This is a genomic window from Pseudomonas sp. LLC-1 (assembly GCF_002992185.1).
GTDB classification, from domain to species: domain Bacteria; phylum Pseudomonadota; class Gammaproteobacteria; order Pseudomonadales; family Pseudomonadaceae; genus Aquipseudomonas; species Aquipseudomonas monteilii.
This window is the reverse complement of record NZ_LUVY01000008.1, coordinates 247,186-265,332: the sequence shown is the minus strand read 5'-3', so window position 1 is coordinate 265,332 and position 18,147 is coordinate 247,186. Positions and strand designations below refer to the sequence as shown.

General features: G+C 61.6%; 19 protein-coding genes. 4 read left to right on the top strand and 15 right to left on the bottom strand.

What is annotated here, in order from left to right:
• Positions 1-11: 11 nt before the first annotated feature.
• The 13 genes from flgK to A0O30_RS07685 all read right to left on the bottom strand — a co-directional run bounded on the left by flgK (position 12) and on the right by A0O30_RS07685 (position 12,572).
• Positions 12-2,042, bottom strand: coding sequence for a flagellar hook-associated protein FlgK (gene flgK, locus A0O30_RS07745; RefSeq protein ID WP_105946073.1), 2,031 nt, complete (start codon positions 2,040-2,042; stop codon positions 12-14).
• A gap of 12 nt (positions 2,043-2,054) precedes the next feature.
• The gene (flgJ, locus tag A0O30_RS07740) at positions 2,055-3,209 is read right to left on the bottom strand and encodes a flagellar assembly peptidoglycan hydrolase FlgJ (RefSeq protein WP_105946072.1); all 1,155 of its coding nucleotides are present in this window, start codon (positions 3,207-3,209) and stop codon (positions 2,055-2,057) included.
• Positions 3,210-3,220: 11 nt separating this feature from the next.
• Positions 3,221-4,330 (bottom strand): flagellar basal body P-ring protein FlgI, encoded by a 1,110-nt coding sequence (locus tag A0O30_RS07735; RefSeq protein ID WP_027609424.1) that lies wholly within the window; start codon positions 4,328-4,330, stop codon positions 3,221-3,223.
• A 12-nt stretch (positions 4,331-4,342) separates the two neighbouring features.
• Positions 4,343-5,038 carry a flagellar basal body L-ring protein FlgH gene (gene flgH / locus A0O30_RS07730; RefSeq protein ID WP_060500738.1) on the bottom strand — a complete coding sequence of 232 codons (696 nt, stop codon included), beginning with the start codon at positions 5,036-5,038 and terminating at the stop codon, positions 4,343-4,345.
• A gap of 36 nt (positions 5,039-5,074) precedes the next feature.
• Positions 5,075-5,860, bottom strand: coding sequence for a flagellar basal-body rod protein FlgG (flgG, locus tag A0O30_RS07725; protein WP_012051601.1), 786 nt, complete (start codon positions 5,858-5,860; stop codon positions 5,075-5,077).
• A gap of 48 nt (positions 5,861-5,908) precedes the next feature.
• Positions 5,909-6,649: a flagellar basal body rod protein FlgF gene (locus tag A0O30_RS07720; protein WP_105946114.1), complete on the bottom strand. Its 741-nt coding sequence runs from the start codon at positions 6,647-6,649 to the stop codon at positions 5,909-5,911.
• A gap of 205 nt (positions 6,650-6,854) precedes the next feature.
• The gene (locus A0O30_RS27965; protein WP_082426447.1) at positions 6,855-7,043 is read right to left on the bottom strand and encodes a hypothetical protein; all 189 of its coding nucleotides are present in this window, start codon (positions 7,041-7,043) and stop codon (positions 6,855-6,857) included.
• A 72-nt stretch (positions 7,044-7,115) separates the two neighbouring features.
• Positions 7,116-8,870 (bottom strand): flagellar hook-basal body complex protein, encoded by a 1,755-nt coding sequence (locus tag A0O30_RS07710; protein ID WP_105946071.1) that lies wholly within the window; start codon positions 8,868-8,870, stop codon positions 7,116-7,118.
• Between the two features lie 31 nt (positions 8,871-8,901).
• Positions 8,902-9,606 (bottom strand): flagellar hook assembly protein FlgD, encoded by a 705-nt coding sequence (gene flgD, locus A0O30_RS07705; RefSeq protein ID WP_016711819.1) that lies wholly within the window; start codon positions 9,604-9,606, stop codon positions 8,902-8,904.
• 15 nt (positions 9,607-9,621) lie between these two features.
• A complete protein-coding gene (flgC, locus tag A0O30_RS07700; protein WP_027609421.1) occupies positions 9,622-10,065 on the bottom strand; it encodes a flagellar basal body rod protein FlgC in 444 nt (147 codons plus the stop codon).
• Between the two features lie 2 nt (positions 10,066-10,067).
• Positions 10,068-10,478, bottom strand: coding sequence for a flagellar basal body rod protein FlgB (gene flgB / locus A0O30_RS07695; protein WP_016711821.1), 411 nt, complete (start codon positions 10,476-10,478; stop codon positions 10,068-10,070).
• A gap of 285 nt (positions 10,479-10,763) precedes the next feature.
• Entirely contained in the window at positions 10,764-11,591 is an 828-nt protein-coding gene (gene cheR / locus A0O30_RS07690; protein WP_004575768.1) for a protein-glutamate O-methyltransferase CheR, read from the bottom strand.
• Positions 11,592-11,642: 51 nt separating this feature from the next.
• Complete coding sequence (locus A0O30_RS07685; protein ID WP_010955104.1) at positions 11,643-12,572, bottom strand: chemotaxis protein CheV; 930 nt, start codon at positions 12,570-12,572, stop codon at positions 11,643-11,645.
• 77 nt (positions 12,573-12,649) lie between these two features.
• On the opposite strand from A0O30_RS07685, the gene flgA reads away from it, so the two are divergent.
• The 4 genes from flgA (at position 12,650) to A0O30_RS07665 (ending at position 15,222) form a co-directional block, all read left to right on the top strand.
• Complete coding sequence (gene flgA, locus A0O30_RS07680) at positions 12,650-13,402, top strand: flagellar basal body P-ring formation chaperone FlgA (protein ID WP_016711822.1); 753 nt, start codon at positions 12,650-12,652, stop codon at positions 13,400-13,402.
• 165 nt (positions 13,403-13,567) lie between these two features.
• Positions 13,568-13,882, top strand: coding sequence for a flagellar biosynthesis anti-sigma factor FlgM (gene flgM / locus A0O30_RS07675; RefSeq protein WP_016711823.1), 315 nt, complete (start codon positions 13,568-13,570; stop codon positions 13,880-13,882).
• Positions 13,883-13,931: 49 nt separating this feature from the next.
• Positions 13,932-14,399, top strand: coding sequence for a flagella synthesis protein FlgN (locus A0O30_RS07670; protein ID WP_028699581.1), 468 nt, complete (start codon positions 13,932-13,934; stop codon positions 14,397-14,399).
• Positions 14,400-14,478: 79 nt separating this feature from the next.
• Positions 14,479-15,222 (top strand): flagellar brake protein, encoded by a 744-nt coding sequence (locus A0O30_RS07665; protein ID WP_105946070.1) that lies wholly within the window; start codon positions 14,479-14,481, stop codon positions 15,220-15,222.
• Between the two features lie 183 nt (positions 15,223-15,405).
• On the opposite strand, the gene A0O30_RS07660 is transcribed toward A0O30_RS07665, so the two are convergent.
• Together A0O30_RS07660 and A0O30_RS07655 are read right to left on the bottom strand one after the other, a co-directional pair.
• Positions 15,406-16,746, bottom strand: a complete 1,341-nt coding sequence (locus A0O30_RS07660; protein ID WP_105946069.1) for an MFS transporter — start codon at positions 16,744-16,746, stop codon at positions 15,406-15,408.
• 128 nt (positions 16,747-16,874) lie between these two features.
• Complete coding sequence (locus A0O30_RS07655) at positions 16,875-18,116, bottom strand: glutamine synthetase family protein (RefSeq protein ID WP_177410261.1); 1,242 nt, start codon at positions 18,114-18,116, stop codon at positions 16,875-16,877.
• Between the last annotated feature and the right edge of the window lie 31 nt (positions 18,117-18,147).

Genomic DNA, 18,147 nt, shown 5'->3' with positions numbered 1-18,147 from the left:
TCTACGTCTCCTTAAAGAGCATTGATCAAGGTGGTGAAGGTTTCCTGTGCCGCCTTGATAATCTGCGACGACGCGGTGTAGTACTGCTGGAACTTGACCAGGTTGCCGACCTCTTCATCGACCGACACGCCGGAAAGGCTGTTGCGGCTGTCCAGCGCGGAGCTGTGCAGCGCATTGGTGGCATCACTGTCCATTTCCGCCTGGCCAGCCTTGCCGCCAACGTTTGAAACCAGCTTGGCATAGGCATCGGTAAAGCTGATGCCCTTGCCGTTGGCCCCCACTTCAACCGTGGATTTGGTCTGGAGGTCGATCACCGACTGGGCGTTGCGGTTGTCGGCCGAGCCAGCCCCCGTCAACGACACGGTGTAGCTGTCGCCGTTCTGCGGCGCGCCGGAAACGCTCATTTCGAAGGTGAAGCTGCTACCGGTCGCATTGCCGCTGCCATCGACCATCGGCACCGACAGCTTCAGCTTGTTCTCCTGGCCCGGCACGATGGTGCCGCTGCCGATTTCCGTACCCTTGGCGTCGTACAGCTTGTAAGCCTGGGGCGAAGTGGTTTCGTCACCGAACACCAGCTTCACCGGGGTGGAATTCTTCAGGCCTGCCTGCAACTGCGAACGCTGCGTGGCATCGTAGATGTCCAGCTGCGAGGTCAGGGTCGGCTGGGTGATCACACCGGTGCCCTTGTTGCCGGCACCGTTGGTGGCGGTCAGGGGTGACGCCAGCGCCAGGCGCTTGGGGTCGGTGAGGACCGTCTCGATATTGGCGGCCGCATTGCGAGTAGGTGTGATCTTGAAGCTGTCGCCAGCACTCAAACCGCCGCCGTTGAGCGACAAGGTAAAGCCATCGATGACCGGAGGTGGCGTGTCGTTAAGGTCGTAGCTGCCCATTTCGGTGCCTTCCGGCAGCTTGCGCACGCTGTAGCCTGTGGCGCTGGTGAAGGTCACCTGGTAGTCACTGGTAGTCAGTTTGCCGGTGTCCTTGATGCTGACATCCAGGTTGCCGGACCCGATGCTGTTGCCGAGTTTGGCGACGCTGCGCTCACTCATGGCCTTGGCGCTGTTGATGTCACCGAACAGGGTGGCGCCAAAGTTGCCATCCTTGTCGATACCCTGGGCCAGCTGGCTATTGATCTGGTCTGCCACCACCAGGGCCACGCGCCCCAGCTCGTTAAGCGCAGGGTCGAGGGTTTCGCTGCGGTAGCGGATCAACCCACCCAGCTCGCCTCCGGTGGCACTGCTGGTGATGTCCATCTTGGTCGAGCCGCGGTTGAGCACCAGGCTCAAACGGCCCGGGTCGCTCGCCGTAGGCTCCACACCCACCGTCTGGGTGGTGTTGCCCAGCACCAGCGCCTGGCCGTTCTTCAGGTAGACATCGTAGGTGCCGTCACGCTCGACCACGTCTGTGCCGATCAGCTTGTTCAACTCACGCACCGCGCCGTCACGCTGGTCCAGCAAGTCGTTGGGCTGACCGGAAACAGCGCCCACGCGGGCGATTTGCTCGTTCAACCCGGCGATGGTCTTGGTCAGGTTGTTGATCTGGTCGGTAATCGCCGTCATGTTGCTGTTGATATTGCTCAACTGCTGATTCAACTGCGACGACAAGGTATTGAAACGCTTGGCCAGCGACTGTGCGCTGGTCAGCAACAGCTGACGCGAAGCGTCTTCGGTTGGCTTGGCTGCCGCGTCCTGCATGGAGGTGAAAAAGCTCTGCAGCGCAGCGGTAATACCGGTATCGCTACTGGACAAGGACGTATCCAGCGGCGTGATCTGATCCAGGTACGAGGACGCCTCACTGCTCAGCGAGGTGGTGGTACGCAGCTGGTTCTCAATGAATGCGTTGTACACCCGGCGAACGTCCGCCAACGTGGTGCCCGTGCCAATGAACACCTGGCCGACTTGTTGCCCGCCCTTGGTCTTTTGCACGTTCTGCTGGCGCGAGTAGCTTTCGACATCGGCGTTGGCGATGTTGTTACCGAGGGTGTACATCCCCGATTGCGCGGCACCCAGCCCCGACATACCAATGTTGATCAGACTCGCCATGGTTCCATACCCTTAAAGTTTTGTTGCGGTACCGAGCATTGCGTAGTGCTCGTACGACTTCATCTGTCTTGCGATCTGCGAGATCTTGCTGGCGTAATTCGGGTCGGTGGCGTACCCGGCCTTTTGCAACTCTTGCACGAACTGTTCTGGTTTATCGGCGGCCTTCACCGCATCTTGATAGCGTGAATTGTTCTGCAGCAGGCTGACCAGGTCGTGGAAGCTGTCCTGGTAGGAATCGTACGAACGGAACGCCGCCGTCTCCTTGACGAACTGGCCATCACGGTACTCGCTGGTAATCGCCCTCGCCTCACCGCCGTCCCAGTTGCCAGTGGCTTTGATGCCGAACAGGTTGTGGCTGCTGCTGCCGTCGGTGTTGCGCATGACCGACTTGCCCCACCCGGTTTCCAGTGCGGCCTGGGCCACCAGGTAGCGCGGGTCGATACCAATGCGCTTGGCCGCCTGTTCGGCCATCGGCAGCATGGTGGCGACGAATTCATCGCTGTCGCCGAAGGCTTTGTTCGGCGCCAGCGGCGGCTGGGCCACGGCACGGCCGACAATGCGCAGGCCGTTGTCCGGCACGGCGAAGGCCTTGGCCACTTGCTGGCCGTCACGGGCAGGCACGGTGGCGGTGTTGGCCGTGGCCGCCGACGGCACGATGCCGGCCAACAGGCGGTCGGTGAGCTTGCTCGGCAGCGCCAGACGACGCGAGTTGAGTGCAGCGACGTCGTTGCGGGTGGCGGTCGACTGGGTGGCATGCACCGGCTCGGCCACCTTGTTGCCCCACAATGTCGGGGCGTTGCCCTCGGTACGTGGAAACGGGCTGGTGCTGGCCGGGCTGGCCTTGTTCTTCGACAGCTGGCGCACCAGCACATCCTGCAACCCGATACCGCCACCTTCGCGCGACATGCTCACAGCCAGCTGCTGGTCATACATGTCACGGTACTGCTTCACCGTTTCGGTGTTCATCGGGTTGTCGTCAGCCAGCACGTCGCTGGCCTTGCGTGAGGCCTTGAGCATTTCGCTGATGAACAGCGACTCGAACTCCTGGGCGACCTTGCGCACGTTGGCATCGCTGTCGCGGTCGCCATGCTTGAGCGAGCTCAGGCGATTGAGGTCGGTGTAGGCACCGCTGTCGGCGCTGCCGGAAACCAGGCTTTTGCTGTTCATCCGCGCCGTCCTCAGATCACGATCAGGTCGGCCTGCAAGGCGCCGGCCTGTTTCAGGGCTTCGAGGATCGCCATCAGGTCGCCTGGCGCTGCGCCCACCTGGTTCACCGCACGGACGATTTCATCCAGCGTGGTGCCCGGGCCGAACTTGAACATGGGCTTGGCTTCCTGCTCGGCATTGACCCGCGACCGTGGCACCACGGCGGTCTGGCCATTGGAGAACGGCCCAGGCTGGCTGACGATCGGGTCTTCGGTAATGGTCACGGTCAGGCTGCCGTGGGTGACCGCCGCAGGCGACACCTTGACGTTCTGGCCAATGACGATGGTGCCGGTACGCGAGTTGATGATCACCTTGGCCACGGCCTGGCCCGGGTCGATTTCGAGGTTTTCCAGGATCGACAGGTAATCCACGCGCTGGCTTGGGTCCATCGGCGCACTGACCCGCACCGAACCACCGTCCACGGCCTGTGCCACACCAGGGCCGAGCAGGTCGTTGACCTTGTCGACGATACGCTTGGCGGTGGTGAAGTCGGGGCGATTGAGGTTCAGGGTCAGGGTATTACCCTGGTTGAAGCCGCTCGGCACTGCACGCTCGACACTGGCACCGCCCGGAATACGGCCGGCCGACGGAACGTTGACGGTGATCTTCGAGCCGTCACGGCCTTCTGCATCAAAGCCGCCGACGACCAGGTTGCCTTGGGCGATGGCGTAGACGTTGCCGTCGATACCCTTGAGCGGGGTCATCAGCAGGCTGCCGCCGCGCAGGCTCTTGGAGTTACCGATCGAGGAAACGGTAATGTCCACTACCTGGCCAGGCTTGGCGAATGCCGGCAGGTCGGCATGCACCGACACCGCTGCAACGTTTTTCAGCTGCACGTTACCGGAACCGGCCGGCACCTTGATGCCGAACTGCGACAGCATGTTGTTGAAGGTTTGCAGGGTGAACGGCGTTTGGGTGGTCTGGTCACCCGTGCCGTTCAGCCCCACCACCAAGCCGTAACCGATCAACTGGTTGGAACGCACGCCAGAGATGCTGGCGATGTCCTTCAGGCGCTCGGCCTGGGCAGCGAACGCACAGGACAAGAGCAGGGTTGTGGCAATCAGCTGCCTCACGTTGAACATGGTCATCCGTACTCAGAAAGGCCAAAGCGGGCTGATGAAGAAGCGGTCCAGCCACCCGGGCTGGCTGGCATCGGCGAACGAGCCGGTACCGGAATAGGTGATGCGCGCATCGGCCACACGGGTGGACGGCACGGTGTTGTCAGTGGCGATATCGTCAGCGCGGATCATGCCGGCAATACGCACCAGCTCTTCGCCGGTGTTCAGGGTCAGCCACTTCTCGCCACGCACGGCGATGATGCCGTTGGGCAACACTTCGGCCACGGTGACGGTGATGGAGCCGGTCAGGGTGTTGCCCTGGGTAGCCTTGCTATCGCCCTTGGTGGCGCGGTCGCCGCTGTAACCGGCCTCCAGCGAAAGGTCGCCGCCACCGAACGGGTTGTTGGTGTTGGGCGTGGTGCCGAACAGCGACGTCAGGCCAATGTCGGTCTTGCTGGTCTTGGCGATCTGCGAACCGGCGTTCTTGCTGGCGGACGTGCGCTCGTTAAGCGTGATGGTGATGATGTCACCCACCCGGAACGCCTTGCGGTCGCTGTACAGGTTCTGCTCGAAACCGGCCTGGTAGATCGAACCGTTGTTGGCCGCTGCCGGCAACGGGGTGCGCGGCAGGACCGGCGCATAGTACGGGTCGTTGGGCTTGGGCGTCGGGCCGACGCAACCTGCCAGCAACACCGCCCCCCCCAGGGCGAACACGGACAACAGACGATTCATGATGCATACCTCACGGGTGTAACGAAGCTACTGGACTTAGAGCTGCTGAGTCACGAACGACAGCATCTGGTCGGCGGTGGAGATGACCTTGGAGTTCATCTCGTAGGCACGCTGGGTGGTGATCATGTTCACCAGCTCTTCCACCGTGCTGACGTTGGAGTTTTCCAGCGTCTGCTGCAGGGTAGTGCCGAAGCCGTTGAGGCCCGGGGTGCCGACCTGCGGCGCACCACTGGCAGCGGTTTCCAGGAACAGGTTGTTACCCATCGCCTGCAGGCCCGCCGGGTTGATGAAGTCGGCGGTCTGAATGTTGCCGATAACCTGTGCAGCCGGGTTGCCGGCGGTGGTGATCGACACGGTGCCGTCCTGGCCCACCGTGAAGGTCTGGGCGTCGTTCGGGACCACGATGGCAGGCTCCAGCGCCAGGCCATCGGCGTTGACGATCTGGCCGTCGGAGTTCAGGTGGAACGTACCGTCGCGGGTGTAGGAGACGGTGCCGTCAGGTTGCAGGATCTGGAAGAAACCACGGCCATTGACGGCCATGTCCAACGGGTTTTCCGTGGTCTGCAAGCTGCCGGTCTGGAAGTTTTTCTGCGTGCCGACAATGCGCACACCAGTACCGACCTGCAGGCCCGACGGTAACTCGCTGTCCTGGGTAGACTGCGCACCTGGCTGACGCTTGATCTGGTACAGCAGGTCCTGGAATTCGGCACGATCCCGCTTGAAGCCGGTGGTCGAGACGTTGGCCAGGTTGTTGGAGATGACCGTCAGGTTGGTGTCCTGTGCGGACAGGCCGGTTTTAGCGACCCAGAGAGCCGGAAGCATTTAGTGTTCTCCTCGTGCGCCTGATTTACGGCACCCGTTCAAATGTGGTTAGCCGAGTTGCAAAACACGCGCCATGGCTTCGTCGCCTTCCTTGGCCGCGTTCATCATCTTGACGTGCAGTTCGAACTGGCGAGACAGCGCCAGCACAGAGGTCATTTCCTCGACAGTGTTGACGTTACTGCCCTGCAGAAAGCCTGATACCACCCGCACGTTGATGTCGGCATCGGCGGGTTGGCCGGACGTGGTATGGATCAGCCCGTCCTGGCCTTTGGTCAGGCCTTTGGTGTCGGGGTTGACCAGCTTGATGCGATCGACTTCCGCCATCACGCGCGGGTCTTCACCCATGGAGCGAATGCTGATGGTGCCGTCGGAGCCGATTTCGACCTTCTGCTCAGGCGGAATGGCAATGGGGCCGCCGTTGCCGAGCACAGGCATACCGTTGCCGGCACGCAACACCCCGAGGGCATCGATGTTCAGGCTACCGGTACGCACATACGCTTCACTGCCATCTGGCGCTTGCACGGCGATAAAACCGTTACCGCTCACGGTCACATCCAGGTCGCGGCCGGTTTCCACCATCGGGCCTTCACTGAAGTCAGTGCCCGGGCGCTCGGTCATGGCAAAGGCACGCGCCGGAAAGCTGTCACCAAACACCGGCATCGAGCGCGCCTGCTCCAGGTCACGCTGAAAACCATTGGTAGAAACGTTGGCCAGGTTGTTGGCATGCGCCTTCTGCGCCAGCGCGTTCTGGCTGGCCCCGGTCATGGCCACATAAAGCATCTTGTCCACAATCATCCTCCGTTGCACTGGCGGCCGTTTGCCGTTCGCCGTTGCTCTACAGGGGCTAAAGCAAGTTCCGAACCAACTTGCCAAAAGCACGAAAAAGCCCATGAATACGGGCAATTGGGAAAGCCCGGGCGACGACAGCCGCCGGTTATCCGGCGCTGCTTTGCCGCTGGCGGCAAAACGGTTTCATCTACAGGCAAGCCTGTGCCTATGGCACGTCACGGCAACGCGCATTGTTGTAAGGCCCGGCAAAGCGCCTCCAGCCCTCACCTGGCGACCACTGCGAACACACCAGACGCCCATCCACCAGGCTCTCCCATCGCCAGTAAGGCGCTGGCGCCGCCTGCAGCTGACCAAGACAGCAGGCAACCAGCATTGCGACAAACAGCCTTTTCATCACCCCTCCTGCAAAAACAACGAACCCCTTCACGAGAAAGGGGTTCGCCTGTACGCACTCAAACAATCACGGTCAAGTCATCTGAATGATGGTCTGCATGACGGTGCTTTCGGTCGAAATGGTCTTGGCGTTCGCCTGGTAGTAGCTTTGCGCCTTGATCAGATCAACCAGCTCCTGCGTCAGGTTGACGTTGGAACCTTCCAGCGAGTTGGACTCGATCGCGCCCAAGGTACCGGTTTTCGGCGAATCGATACCCGGAATGCCCGAGTTGTAGGTCTCGGTCCAACGGGTACTGCCGATTTGCTGCAGCCCCTGCTCGTTGGCGAAGCTCGCCAGCGCGACCTGACCAATGGCGCGCGACTGGCCATTGCTGAAGGAGGCGAACAACACACCCGTCGCGTCGATGCTCAGGTTGGACAGGATGCCCGTGGCATAACCGTCCTGGGACTGGGACATACGCGCCGTTTCAGTGTTGTAGGAGGTGGTGCTGGCCATCGACATTTTCATGCCGGCAGCATCGCCCACCGCACCGTTGGCACTCCAGTTACCCGAAGCATCTTCGACTGCCGGCACCCAGCCAATCATGCTGAAGGTATTGTTGACGACCGTGAACGAGGTGCCCGCCGGATGGCCCGTGTTGTCAGCTGTCATCGAGTTGACCGAACCATCGCTGTTGAATGCGATCGTGCCCACCAGCGGCTCTGTGCTGCCCGGGTTGAACGGGTTGCGCCCGTCAACGAGGGTGTACATGGTCCACTCGTTGGTACCGGTCTTGCGGTAGAACTGCTCCATGGTGTGTTCGTTGCCCTGGCTGTCATACACCTTGGTCGGGAACGAGCGGGTATAGGTCGTATCGTCGGAAGGGTCGAACGGCTTGTTTGCCACCAAGGCAGGCGAGGTGACACCCAGCGACTGGTTGGTACCTGCCGCGCCACTGGCAACCCAGTCACCATTGGCATCCTGAGTGGCCGGCACCCAGCCGGTCATGGCAAACGCGCCATTGCTGACCGTGAACGACGCACCACTTGGCACGCCCGTGGTGTCAGCCACCATGGAGCTGATGGTGCCATCACTGTTGTAGTTGATGGTGCCGGCCAGCGGGGTGGTGCTGGCCGGGTCGAACGGGTTGCGACCGTCGACCAGCGTGTACATGGTCCATTCGTTGGTGTCGGTCTTGCGGTAGTACTGCTGCACTTCGTGCTGAACACCGTTAGCATCCAGCACGGTACTGGTGCTGGAGCGCTGATAAGTGCTTGGGTCCGCCGGGTCGAATGCGGCCATGGACGGCGGCTTGGTGTTGTCATACACCAGGAAAGGAATCGAGGCCGCCGAGGAGTTCAGGTTGATGCCCTGGTCGATCAACGAGGTTGCCTTGGGCTGCAATGCCGACGTGTCGATCTTCAGGTCGGTCAGGCCGCTTTTCTGGATCTTGCCGGTGGCATCCGCCATGTAACCTTGCAGGCGCAGGCCATCGGAGGTCTCGACGAAGTTGTCCTTGCTTGGCTGGAAGGAGCCCGCCCGGGTGTAAACCTTCGAGCCGTTATCAGACAGCACGAAGAAGCCCTGCCCCTGGATGCCCATGTCCAGCACGTTGCCCGTGGTGTTTACATCACCCTGGGTGAACTGCTGGGAAATGGCTGCCAGCCGCACACCATTGCCCACCTGGTTCTTGCCCACACCCAGGCGGTTGGCGCCCGCATAGACATCCGCGAACTCGGCACGCGAGGACTTGAAGCCCGTGGTATTGACGTTGGCGATGTTGTTGCCCGTGACATCCAGTTGTTTGTTGGCTGCGTACAGACCGCTAAGGCCGATATTGAAAGACATGAATTCGCTCCTTTTGCCGCTCTAGCGGGCCTTAGATACCAATGGTTTGCACGTCGGAGAGGGAGACCTTGCCTACACCGGCAAGGTTGAGCACCATTTCGCCCGAGGCACTGAAGCTGACGCTGGTGACCTTGGCCGGCAGCAGCGTGCTCATTTGCACCGCCTTGCCATCGACTGTGGTGCTTGCGGTGAAGGTGTAAGTGCCCGGGTCCACTTTCTCGCCACTGTTGTTGGTACCGTCCCAGATAAAGTCGGCGTAACCGGCTTTCTGCTCACCCAACTCGATGGTCTTGACCGTGTTGCCGTCCTTGTCCTTGATGGTGATCTTCGCTTCACTGATGGCCTGGGGTACAACGAACTGGGCATTGAAGCTTTCAGCGGTATCAACCACGGCCTTGTCGTTCTGAACCACCACCGACCGCCCTACCAGCGACGATGCCTGAAGCGCCTGGGACGAAGCCATGGCACTGGTGATGGCGCTGACCGAGTCGTTCAGCGAGGTAATACCTTCCAGGCTGCTGAACTGCGCCAGCTGGGCAACGAACTCGCCGTTATCCTGCGGGTCCAGCGGGTTCTGGTGCTGCATCTGGGTGACCAGCAACTGCAGGAAGGCATCTTTGCCGAGCGAATCGGTGCCGGTCTTGGATGCAGTGTCCGTGGTCTTTTTGGTGCTGGTGCCCACGCCCGACGCCGACAGCACGTCATTGAGGTTCACACCGTTAGTATCGATTGCCATGGTCCGAATTCCTTATCACTGCCCCAGGGTCAGCACTTTCTGCATCATGGTCTTGGCCGTGTTCATCAGTTCGGCATTGGTCTGGAACGCGCGGCTGGCAGAGATCATGTCAGCCATCTCCTCGACCACGTTGACGTTCGGGTAGTAGACGTAGCCGTCCTTGTTCGCCGCCGGGTGGTTCGGCTCGTAGCGGGCCTCCAGGGTGCTCTGGTCTTCGACGATGCCTTTTACCTGCACGCCCTGCCCTGCCTCACCCTGGTCTTCGAACAGCGACTGGCTGCTGCCGGCCTGTGCGTCCTGGAAGGTGGTGGCGAACACCGGATGGCGGGCGCGGTAGGTCTGGTCGATGCTCGAAGACACGGTCTCGGCGTTGGCAATGTTGGACGCAACGGTGTTCAGGCGCGTGTTCTGCGCGCTCATACCGCTACCGGCAATGTTGAAAACACTGGAAAGGGACATGGTCATTCTCCCCGCAGGGCGGAAACCAGCCCTTTGAATTTACTGTTGAGCAGCGTGAAGCTGGCCTGGAAGCCAATGGCGTTTTCGGTGTAGTTCGATTGCTCGATCTGCGCGTCCACGGTGTTCTGGTCGATCGACGGCTGCAGCGGCGTGCGGTACTTGAGGGTATCGTCAGCGGCGATGGCGAGGCCTTCGGCTTCGATGTGCCGGCTGTTGGTACGGTCCATGGCGAAGCGGCCGCTTTGCTGCTTGCTGGTTTCGGCGGCGAGCACCGAAGAAAAGTCCATGTCACGCGCCTTGTAGTTGGGCGTGTCGGCGTTGGCGATGTTGTTGGCCAGCACTTCGGCGCGCTGGGCGCGGAAGCCCAGTGCCTTTTCGTGAATGCCAAGCGCCTTGTCGAAACTGATGCTCATGTCGGGGAAACCTTCAGAGGTTGACCGGAATGTCGTTGAGCAAGGTATAGCAAGGGCTGTGCCAACGCGTAAAAAGCCCGGAAACTCAGGCTTTCGAGGTACGGTGGTGTCAGGGTGATGCCAGAAAAGCGGCAAAGGCCTTCCGCCTTGGGCGGCGAAAGCGGCAATTGCCGGGTGGCAAAAGCGGCAAATCAAAAAATTGACGTCAGTGTTTTTCCTGCACGCTCGAAGAGGCCGACGCAGGCAAACAAAAAGGCCGGCAACTTTCGCTGCCGGCCTTTGTGCTTACTTGGCCTGGTAGATGATCCCCGGGCTGCACTGCACCATCTGGTAATGGTCCGGCAACCCGTTCAGGGCTTCCGACGCACCGAGGAACAGGTAGCCACCCGGCTTCAGGGTGCTGTGAATGCGCAGCAGGATGTCCTTCTTCACCTGCGCCGAGAAGTAGATCAGCACGTTGCGGCAGAACACGATGTCGAACTTGCCCAGGCTGGCATAGCTGTCGAGCAGGTTGAACGAGCGGAACTCGACGCGGCTGCGAATCGCTGGCTTTACCGCCCAGCGCCCTGGCCCCTTGGGGTCGAAGTAGCGCTGCAGGCGCTCCTGCGACAGGCCGCGGGCAATCGCCAGGCTGTCGTACTCACCGGTCTTGCAATTGGTGAGCATGGTGCCGGACAGATCGGTGGCCACAATCTGCGCACCCATCTTCAGCTGGCCCAGGTTGCTGCGCTCGAACTCGTCGATGGCCATCGAGATGGAATACGGCTCCTGTCCCGACGAACAGGCCGCCGACCACATGCGCAGGCGCTGGCCGGGGTTGTTGCGGATGAACTCGGGAATCACCTTGTTCTTCAGCACTTCGAACGGGTAGGTATCGCGAAACCACAGGGTCTCGTTGGTGGTCATGGCATCCACCACCTGCTCGCGCAAACCGCCGCGCGGCTGGGCCTGGATACGCTGCACCAGCTCGCCCAGGCTCTTGATGCCCTGTTGCTCCATCAGCTTGTTGAGACGGCTGGAAACCAGGTACTGCTTATTCTCGCCCAGCAGGATGCCACAGGCTTTCTCCAGGAATACCCGGAACTGTTCGAAATCCAAATTACCCGTAGACACTACTGCCGCCTCTTTTCAATCACTGGTGCCGGGGGCCTGCCCCCGGCTGCTTCAATGCGCTGCCTTGATCCGGTCGACCACCCGCTGGGCCAGGTCGTCCGGCTTGAACTTGGCCAGGAAGTCATCGGCGCCGACCTTCTTGACCATTGCCTGGTTGAACACCCCGGAAAGCGAAGTATGCAGGCAGATGTGCAATTTTTGCATGCGCGGGTCGCTGCGGATCTCCGCCGTTAGCGTATAGCCGTCCATTTCCGGCATTTCAATGTCCGAGATCATCATCAGGAACTCTTCTTCCGGCTTTTTGCCCTCGTCCACCAGCTGACGCAGGTAGTTCAGGGCCTGACGGCCATCATTGAGTGCCACCACTTCCACCCCCACGGTCTGCAGGCAACGGCTGACCTGCTTGCGCGCCACCGACGAATCGTCGACGGTCAGCACCCGCATCAGCACGGCCTTGTCCTGCACTTCGGCGTCGATCACCCCGGCCGATACCGACTCCGACGATGGCGACACTTCGGCCAGCACCTTCTCCACATCGATGATCTCGACCATCCGGTTGTCAACACGGGTGACCGCCGTCAGGTAGTGGTCACGGCCAGTGCCCTTGGGTGGCGGATGGATCTCTTCCCAGTTCATGTTGACGATGCGCTCCACCGAGTGCACCAGGAAGCCCTGGGTCTTGGTGTTGTACTCGGTGATGATCACGAAGCTGTTGCGCGTGTCTTCCTGCAGCGGCCGCAACCCGGTGGCCATCGACAGGTCGAGAATCGGGATGGTCGCCCCGCGAATGTTGGCAACGCCACGCACCACCGGGTGCGCCTTGGGCAGCAGGGTCAGCGCAGGGCATTGCAGCACTTCCCTGACCTTGAACACGTTGATGCCGTATAGCTGCTCGCCATTGAGGCGAAACAGCAGCAATTCCAGGCGATTCTGCCCCACCAGCTGCGTGCGCTGGTTGACCGAATCCATAACACCCGCCATGCCAGACTCCTTAATCTTTCAGCCTTTCGTTGCAACTCAGGTAGCGAGTCGGCACGGGCTTTGCTTTTTTGAGCGTCATGCACACGAAAACGACATTTTTCCGACGATTGACGCGCCTGCTGACCGGCTTGCTGGCCACGCTGTGCCTGCTGGCGCCCGGCGTTCGTACGTTAGCGGACGCGTTCACCTTGCCTGAACAACTTATCGGTGTCACCCAAGGGTTTCTTGAATTCACCGTAGAAGATTACCTGGCCACCACCCAGACAGCCGGCCGTTACGAAATCCAGGTCAACCCGCTGGACCCGCGCCTGCGCATGCCGCTGTGCAGCCAGCCACTGGACGCCTCGCTGGAAAGCCCCGCGCAGCCACTGGGACGGGTGACGGTGCGGGTTCGCTGCGACAGCGCAGCCCCGTGGACAGTGTTTGTGCCGGCCACCGTACGGCTGTTCCGCGACGTGGTCGTGGTAACCCGCCCGCTCAAGCGCGACAACACGGTTGGCGAAGGCGACGTGGCCCTGCGCGAGCGCGATGTCGGCACCCTTGGCCAGGGCTTTCTGACCGAGCTGGACCAGGCAGTGGGCATGAAGATGCTGCGCCCCACGGTGATCGACCAGGTGCTCACCCCGCAACACCTGGAGCAGGCCGAGGTGGTCCGCAAAGGTGACCAGGTGGTGATCATTGCCCGCAGCGGCAGCCTGAGCGTACGCATGCCGGGCGAGGCCCTGAGCAAGGGCGGGCTGAGCGAGCAGATCCGGGTACGCAACCTCAACTCCAAGCGGGTGGTCAAAGCCAGGGTGACCGGCCCCGGCCAGGTCGAGGTCAGTATGTAAGCCAGCCACCCGATTGCGCTGGCGGTGAGGAACCGCATTTCCTAAACTGTGTCAGAAAACGGGTTACGCGAGCCTGCCGACAGGCGGCTATGCATTTGTGCCTAAAGTTTCTATCGGGTTGGCCGAAAACAAGGCAAGCGTCCAAATACCCAGAGGTTTCTGATCATGGTCATCGACTTCAGTCGTTTGAATAACTCGCCGTCCGTCACGGGCGGTGTGCGCGGCAACTCCGCGTCTGGCAGCGCCGAAAAGCCGGCAGCCAGCCAGGAAGCAGCCAGCGCCACCAGCGCCAGCGGAGAAGCGGTGCACCTCAGCCAAGAGGCCCAGCAGTTGCAGAAGATCAGCGACAAGCTGCGCGACGAGCCCGTGGTCAACAGCGCCCGCGTGGCCCAGTTGAAACAGGCGATCGCCGACGGCAGCTACCAGGTCGATGCCGGCCGGGTCGCCAGCAAACTGCTCGATTTCGAAGCCCAGCGCTGACCGTACGGCGCGCTGACTTCACGGACGCTAGAAAAGCCAAGAGTTAGCCATGCACGACATCACCTTGCTGCAACTGATCGAAGACGACATTGCCCCGATGCAGGAACTGCTCGACCTCCTGCAAAAGGAGTCTGTAGCCCTGCATGGCCGCGATATGGCCCCGCTGGAAAGTATCCTGGCCCGCAAACAGTCTTTGATCGTGCTGCTCGAGCAGCAAGGCCTGCGGCGCAACAACCTGCTTACCAGCCTTGGCCTGAGCGCAGATCGCGCCGGTGTGGAGGCTGTGGCGGCACAATCGCCCAACGGTGAATTGATCCTGCAACAACTCGACGTGATCAGCCAGTTGATGCAAGCCTGCCAACAGCTTAACGAGACCAATGGCCGGATCATCCAGGTGCAGCAACACGTCACCAGCAACCAGATCCGGATCCTCATGGGCGGCGATTCGCCGTCACTGTACGACAGCCGCGGCAGCACCTCGCCGCTGGCCAAGCCACGGGCGCTCAGCCAAGTGTGATTTTTCTATCAAGGCACAGAACATACTGGCAAAATGCCGTTACTTGCGTGTGTCGCTTTTGCCTGGAGAACGATAAGCCGTGTTCAATGAATCCGATGCCCCGCAACCGCCAAAGGTGCTGAGCACCCCCTTGGAGATTGCGGCCAACTTGCGGCAGCTGCAGGAAAGCCACGACCCCCTCATCATCACCTTCCACGACCGTAGCCAGCGCTTCCAGAGCTATGTGGTGCACGTGGACCGTGAAAGCAACACCCTGGCCCTGGACGAAATGATCCCCCGCGACGGCGAGAAGTTCATCGAGAACGGCGAGCACTTCCGCATCGAAGGTTTCCACGATGGCGTGCGCATCGCCTGGGAATGCAACCACGAGCTGAAGATTACCGAAGTCGACGGCCACCGCTGCTACAGCGGCCCCATGCCAGTAGAGATGACCTACCACCAGCGCCGCAATGCGTTCCGCGCCGCGCTGAAGCTGTCGCAGCTGGTCGATATCATCCTCGACGGTGCCCACCTGAAGGGTAACGGCGCCCTGCGCGGCAAACTGCTGGATATCTCGGCTACCGGCTGCAAACTGCGCTTTGAAGGCAATGTCGAAGACCGCCTGCAACTGGGCCAGGTGTACGAACGCTTCAAGGCGGGCAACCCGCTGGGCCTGGTGGACACCATGGTCGAACTGCGCCACCTGCACTATGAAGAGCGCATCAACACCACCTTTGCCGGCGTACGCTTCCATAACCTGAGCGGGCAGGCACAGCGCAAGATCGAGAGCTTTGTGTACCAGCTGCAGCGTGAGGCGCGGCGGTTCGACAAGGACGACTATTGATCGTCGGCTGAATGAAAAAACGCCACCTGATGAGGTGGCGTTTTCTTTTGTGTCTCTCCAGTGCCGGCCTCTTCGCGGGCTTGCCCGCTCCCACAGGTAAAGTGTTGCCCTCAGGCTTAGCGCTATTCCTGTGGGAGCGGGCTCATCGAGGCGTCGAACCGCCGCGAAGAGGCCGGCACAGGCTTACACCGACTTGCTGGCCTCCTGCGGTTCAGTGGCCTGTGGCTCAGCCCCCTTCCCTTCATCCTCGGTATCTTCAGCCGCCACCGGCGCCTGCATCATGTCCTGCACGGTCTGCTCATCCACCCGTGGGTCCAGCGCCGCCGATAATGGCGAACCCGCCGCCGGCATCGCCACGTGGCCCAGCGGCGCATCCTGAACCTGGTGCAGCCCGGTAACCGCTTTCGGCCGAATGCGCCACACCAGCACCAAGGCGAAGAACACAAAGAACGCATACAGCATCTGCGCGCCCAGCACCTTCATCAGCACGCCCGCCGCCAGTGGCCCGATGCACGCACCCACACCGTAGGTCACCAGCAGCATGGCGGTCAGCGACACCCGCCGCTCGCTTTCCACGTGGTCGTTGGAAAACGCCACCGCCAGCGGGTACAGGCAGAACTGCAGCAACGAAATCAAAAAGCCGATACCAAACAGCAACTCCAGCGGCACGCTGGGCAGTATCGCCAAGGGCGCAGCGGCCAACGCCAGGCCAATTGCCACGCTGCGGATCAGCACCGCCCGGTCGTAACGGTCAGACAACCAGCCCAGTGGCCACTGCACCAGCAGGCCAGCAAAAATACAGCTACCCATGAACAGACCGATCTGCTCGGTCGTCATTCCTTGGCTGGAGGCATACAAGGGCGCCAGGCCGTAGAACGAGCCGACGATCAATCCCGAGCCCAATACCGTACTGAGCGATTGCGGCACACGCTTGATGAAGAACTTCGGCTCCATCGGCGCCGGGCGCAAGGGCGCCGGGTGAATGCGCCGGGTCATCGCCACCGGCACCAGGCACAGGGCAAAGCACATGGCCACCAGCATCAGCAGCTCCGGGCCAAGCGCGGGGTGCACCACCAGGATCAGCTGGCCAAGCACCAGCCCCAGGTACGAGGCAATCATGTAGCCGCTGAACACCGCGCCACGGTGCTTCACGTCAGCCTGCTCGTTGAGCCAGCTCTCGATGACCATGTATTGGCACATCATGCCCAGGCCCACGATCATGCGCAGCCCGACCCAGGCCGGCAGCCAGCTGGTCAGGCCATGGCCAAGCACTGCCGCACCGACGATGCCAGCGCAGGTGGCATAGGCGCGTATGTGCCCTACCCGGCCGATCAACCGGTGGCCAACCTTGCCGCCCACCGCCAGGCCAAAATAGTTGGCCGCCATCAACGCACCCACCCACAGGCTGTCGACGTGGTCGGCCGCCAGGCGCAAGGCAAGGTAGGTACTGAGCAGGCCCGAGCCGATCAACATCATCAGCGCGGCGAAATACAACGACTGAAACGGCTTCCATACATTTCGCATACGTCCCGCAATGCTCCCTGGTCAGGTGGCGGTAGGTGCTAGCAGCATAAGGGCAAACGCCGGTCAGTGCAGGCCCCCGACTGCAAAATGGTGCAGCCGGGGCGTGTCCGGTGCAGGTCGTGTCGCGATCAGGCCTGTGCCGCCAGGACCCGGCGCTCCCACGGGGTGATTTCGTCGAAGAAATCGGTCAGCTCCAGGGTCTTGCTGGCGATGTAGCCTTCGATGAACTCACTGCCGAACAGTTCCCGCGCCAGCGCGCTGCGCTTGAGCCGCTCCAGCGCCGCATGGAGGGTGCATGGCAAGCTCAAGTGCTCCGGCACTTCGAACTCGCCCTGCATGGCCGGCGAAGGTTGCAGGCGCTGCTCGATGCCGTGCAACCCCGCAGCCAGGCTGGCGGCGATGGCCAGGTAGGGGTTGGCGTCGGCGCCGGGCAAACGGTTTTCCACCCGACGCGCGACCGGTGCACTGGCCGGGATGCGCAGGCCTGCTGCACGGTTGTCCTCGGACCAGCAGGCGTTGTTCGGCGAAGCATAGGGGTGGCACAGCCGCTGGTACGAATTGACGTTGGGCGCAAACAGCGCAGTGAAGTCGGCCATGCAGGCCTGCAGGCCGCCGATGAAATGGTGGAAGGTATCGGTAGGCTGGCCCTGCTCATCGCTGAACACGTTACGCCCGCTGCTGGTATCGACCAGGCTCTGGTGAATATGCATGGAGCTGCCAGGCGTGCGCGCCAGCGGTTTGGCCATGCACACCACGGTCAGCCCGTGCTTGAGTGCCACTTCCTTGAGCAGGTGTTTGAACAGGAAGGTCTGGTCGGCCAGCAGCAGTGGGTCGCCGTGCAGCAGGTTGATCTCGAACTGGCTGACACCCATTTCATGCATGAAGGTGTCGCGCGGCAGGCCGAGCGCGGCCATGCACTGGTACACCTCCTTGAAGAACGGGCGCAGGCCGTTGTTGGAACTGATACTGAATGCCGAGTGGCCAAGCTCACGGCGGCCATCGATGCCTACGGGTGGCTGGAACGGTTGCTGGGGGTCGCTGTTGGGGGCAAAGACGAAGAATTCGAGCTCGGTCGCCACCACTGGCGCCAGGCCCAGCGCCGCATAGCGGGCGATCACGGCCTTGAGCTGGCCACGGGTGGACAGTGCCGAGGGGCGACCATCCAGTTCATTGGCGTCGCAAATGGCCAGGGCGCGGGCGTCGTTGCTCCAGGGCAGGCGATGGACCTGGCTGGGTTCGGCGACCAGTGCCAGGTCGCCGTCGTCGCTGCCGTAGAACTTCGCCGGCGGGTAACCGCCCATGATGCATTGCAGCAACACCCCGCGTGCCATCTGCAGGCGGCGGCCTTCGAGGAAGCCCTCGGCGGTCATTACCTTGCCGCGCGGCACGCCGTTGAGGTCG

Bases quoted from the DNA above. Each gene is read 5' to 3' on its own strand.
- flgK (WP_105946073.1), bottom strand. From the start codon at position 2,042: ATGGCGAGTCTGATCAACATTGGTATGTCGGGGCTGGGTGCCGCGCAA.
- flgJ (WP_105946072.1), bottom strand. From the start codon at position 3,209: ATGAACAGCAAAAGCCTGGTTTCCGGCAGCGCCGACAGCGGTGCCTAC.
- A0O30_RS07735 (WP_027609424.1), bottom strand. From the start codon at position 4,330: ATGTTCAACGTGAGGCAGCTGATTGCCACAACCCTGCTCTTGTCCTGT.
- flgH (WP_060500738.1), bottom strand. From the start codon at position 5,038: ATGAATCGTCTGTTGTCCGTGTTCGCCCTGGGGGGGGCGGTGTTGCTG.
- flgG (WP_012051601.1), bottom strand. From the start codon at position 5,860: ATGCTTCCGGCTCTCTGGGTCGCTAAAACCGGCCTGTCCGCACAGGAC.
- A0O30_RS27965 (WP_082426447.1), bottom strand. From the start codon at position 7,043: ATGAAAAGGCTGTTTGTCGCAATGCTGGTTGCCTGCTGTCTTGGTCAG.
- A0O30_RS07710 (WP_105946071.1), bottom strand. From the start codon at position 8,870: ATGTCTTTCAATATCGGCCTTAGCGGTCTGTACGCAGCCAACAAACAA.
- flgD (WP_016711819.1), bottom strand. From the start codon at position 9,606: ATGGCAATCGATACTAACGGTGTGAACCTCAATGACGTGCTGTCGGCG.
- flgC (WP_027609421.1), bottom strand. From the start codon at position 10,065: ATGTCCCTTTCCAGTGTTTTCAACATTGCCGGTAGCGGTATGAGCGCG.
- flgB (WP_016711821.1), bottom strand. From the start codon at position 10,478: ATGAGCATCAGTTTCGACAAGGCGCTTGGCATTCACGAAAAGGCACTG.
- A0O30_RS07685 (WP_010955104.1), bottom strand. From the start codon at position 12,572: ATGGCGGGTGTTATGGATTCGGTCAACCAGCGCACGCAGCTGGTGGGG.
- flgA (WP_016711822.1), top strand. From the start codon at position 12,650: ATGCACACGAAAACGACATTTTTCCGACGATTGACGCGCCTGCTGACC.
- flgM (WP_016711823.1), top strand. From the start codon at position 13,568: ATGGTCATCGACTTCAGTCGTTTGAATAACTCGCCGTCCGTCACGGGC.
- A0O30_RS07670 (WP_028699581.1), top strand. From the start codon at position 13,932: ATGCACGACATCACCTTGCTGCAACTGATCGAAGACGACATTGCCCCG.
- A0O30_RS07660 (WP_105946069.1), bottom strand. From the start codon at position 16,746: ATGCGAAATGTATGGAAGCCGTTTCAGTCGTTGTATTTCGCCGCGCTG.
- A0O30_RS07655 (WP_177410261.1), bottom strand. From the start codon at position 18,116: ATGACCGCCGAGGGCTTCCTCGAAGGCCGCCGCCTGCAGATGGCACGC.